Origin of the sequence: Devosia sp. (genome assembly GCF_034675085.1) — a bacterium.
Classification (GTDB): Bacteria; Pseudomonadota; Alphaproteobacteria; order Rhizobiales; family Devosiaceae; genus Devosia.
This window is the reverse complement of the sequence record NZ_JAUCDN010000391.1, coordinates 1-2,722: the sequence shown is the minus strand read 5'-3', so window position 1 is coordinate 2,722 and position 2,722 is coordinate 1. Positions and strand designations below refer to the sequence as shown.

2 protein-coding genes are annotated in these 2,722 nt (G+C 65.8%); one reads left to right on the top strand and one right to left on the bottom strand.

Annotation, left to right across the window (positions count from 1 at the left end; genetic code table 11):
• Positions 1-622, top strand: a 622-nt coding sequence (locus tag VDP82_RS16765; protein WP_323015968.1) for a hypothetical protein, incomplete at its 5' end; no start/stop codon positions are given.
• Between the two features lie 48 nt (positions 623-670).
• Here VDP82_RS16765 and VDP82_RS16760 read toward each other — a convergent pair.
• A partial coding sequence (locus VDP82_RS16760; protein WP_323015967.1) for an AI-2E family transporter occupies positions 671-2,722 on the bottom strand: 2,052 nt, incomplete at its 5' end.

The window sequence follows — 2,722 nt, the reverse complement described above, 5'->3', positions numbered from 1 at the left end:
CGGTGTCATGAAGAATGCGAAGCAGGCCGAAGGCTATTTCGCCGCCGCTGCCGAACGCGGTGTTTTGCCGGCGATAACGCAACTGGCGATGCTGCGGCCCGAGGCCGATCGCGTCGGGCTGCTGAGCCAGGCCGCTGAACGGGGAGAGGCCGAGGCGCTCTATCATCTGGCCGGAGCCTATTTACAGGGAAAATGGGGACTGACCCAGAATCTCGACACCGGCTGGGCCCTCATGGCGCGCGCTTCCGACCTCAACCACGGACAGGCCATGCTTTCCCTGGCCTATCAATATCGTCGCGGCGGTCGGTGGGGGAGCGTCGGAGAAGCCCGTGCCATCTATCATCGATTGGCCCGTCACCCCGATCCGGGATTTCGTGAATCGGCCCAGCGGGAGCTTTATGACATGGATGGCGGCTTTGAAGGCGAGCAAAATCGCAAGGCCGTGGCGCAGTTTGTCGAAGGCGCGACCTCGGTATTCCGGTTTCTGGGATCCATGTCCAATGGCAGTTCCGCACCGTCTTATGACTATTCCACGCCATCGGTCGATCCCTGCGCCAGTGCCAACGAAATCTATGCATGGTCGGGCGACGGGAGCTACCGGGCCGGTTACGGCTGCTGGTAGGCGATTTCAGCACGAGCGTCCTGCTCTTGCGCGCGCGGGGGCGACTATCTAGCCGAAACGACGCACCAGCTCCGCCGCTTCCTGGTCCAGGCCGGCCAGGTCGTCGGCCGAAAAAGTATGGGGTTCGTAGTCTATCAGCGCCAGGGCGCCGATGCGCCGGCCATCGGCGAGGATGAGCGGCACTCCGGCGTAAAAATCGATGCCGTTGGTCACCAGATACGCATTGTCTCCCAATTCGGGATGGGGGGCGGCAGAGTGGACCACCAGCGGTTCCTCCCCCTCCACCACCAGAAATGTCAGGCGCGCCGCCTCCTCATCCTCCAGATGGCGCTCGTCATCGACCAGGTTGATGAGCGCGGCGGGCACGGCGAAGCGCTCGGCCAGGGCGTCGAGCGCCTGTCCCAGCGCGTCGTCGCCCCGCCCCAGGCCGGCAAAGGGGCGGCGGCCGGCGGGCCGAACCGGTTCGAGCGGCCGGGCGAGGCGGGGAATGGCTTCGAGGGCGCTTTCGGCCTCGGTGAAGACCGTATCCACATGCAAGGTCTCGGCGGTTTCGTCTGCCACCAAGGGATGGAGCAGGCAAACCGCGATATGCACATCCGGCGCCATGCGGCGGATGCGGCGGGCGACATAGCGGCATTGAGCCCGCAAATCGGCGCCCAGGAACACCAGCACCACCGTGTGCACCGCTTCCAGATCGAGCCGGCCGATGGATTCCTGCCTTATGGCGCCGGGCGGCAGCACATTGGCCGGCGTGCCGGCATCGAGCAGGTGCAGGCCGAGAAGGCGGGCGGCGGCCTCGTCGATCTCGGTGCGCCCGCCGATGAGCAGGATGGGGGCGGCCTCGGGCCAGTCGGGTTCGAGAACGGTGTCGAGCACGGTCTCGAAGGCGCCGATCAATTGCCGGCGCTGGGGCAATGATTCGGGCCGGTCGGAAAACTCGCTCGAACCCAGCCGCAGCGCCGGCAGCATGACCTTGCCGATCAGGTCGGCCCGGCCATGCTGGTCGAGATAGTCCTCGCTGATCTCGATGGCGTCCTCGGCGTCGCCCTTGAGCATGCGCTGGTAGAGCCGCTCGGCGGGGGAAAGCACCGGCTCGCTGCCCAGAAGGGTTTCGAGGAACTGGAATTGCGGCAGGTGCCGGCCGATAACGACAAGGCATACGGTCATCGGCGTGGCCAGGATCAGCCCGACCGGCCCCCAGAGCGAGGCCCAGAACATGGCCGAAAGCAGGATGGCGATGGGCGAGACGCCGGTGCTGGAGCCATAAAGGCGCGGCTCGATGATATTGGCGGTGGTCAGGTCGATGACCAGGAACAGCGCCACCGCCATCAGCAGCATGTTCCAGCCCGGATCGACGGCGAAGGCCAGGGCGAAGGGCACGGTGGCGATGATGAGCGCGCCCACGAAGGGGATATAGCGGAACAGCACGATGAGCAGGCCCCAGAGCGGGGCGCTGGGCACGCCGATCAGGAACAGGCCGATGGCGAAGATGGTGCCATAGGCCATGTTGACCATGAGCTGGAGGATCAGATAACGCCCCACCCGGTGGCTGGCATCGGAAATGGCCAGGTTGGTCAGCGAATAGCGGCCGGCGCTGACCAGCCTGATGAAGCGGTCGAGCAGGTCGGCGCGCCCGAGCAGCAGGAAGATCAGGAACACCGCGACGATGGCGATGGTGGCCACCGGGCCGACGATGGAGCCCATGATCGAGGTGAGCAGGCTCAGCGGCCCCAAATTGTTGGAGATGGTCACCGGCACCGGCGCCATCTGGCCGGGGCGCGGTTCCTGTCCCAGATTTTCGCCCATATTGGCGATCATGGCGTTGATCTGGTCGAGCCAGGCCAGGCCGCCGAACTGCTCGCCCAGCCCGGTGAGCTTGCCCTGGATGATCTGGCGATAGCGCGGCAATTCCTGCGCCAGACCGGCGATCTGGGTGCCGGCCAGGATGATGAAGCCGGCCAGAACGGCGAAGGCCAGCAGCACCGCCAGGATCACCGCGACGGGATCGGGCAGGCCCAGCCGCCGGTTCATCCATGAGACCAGCGGATTGAGGGCGAAGGCCAGCAGCACTGAAAGCACCAGCGGCACGAAGATGCCGGC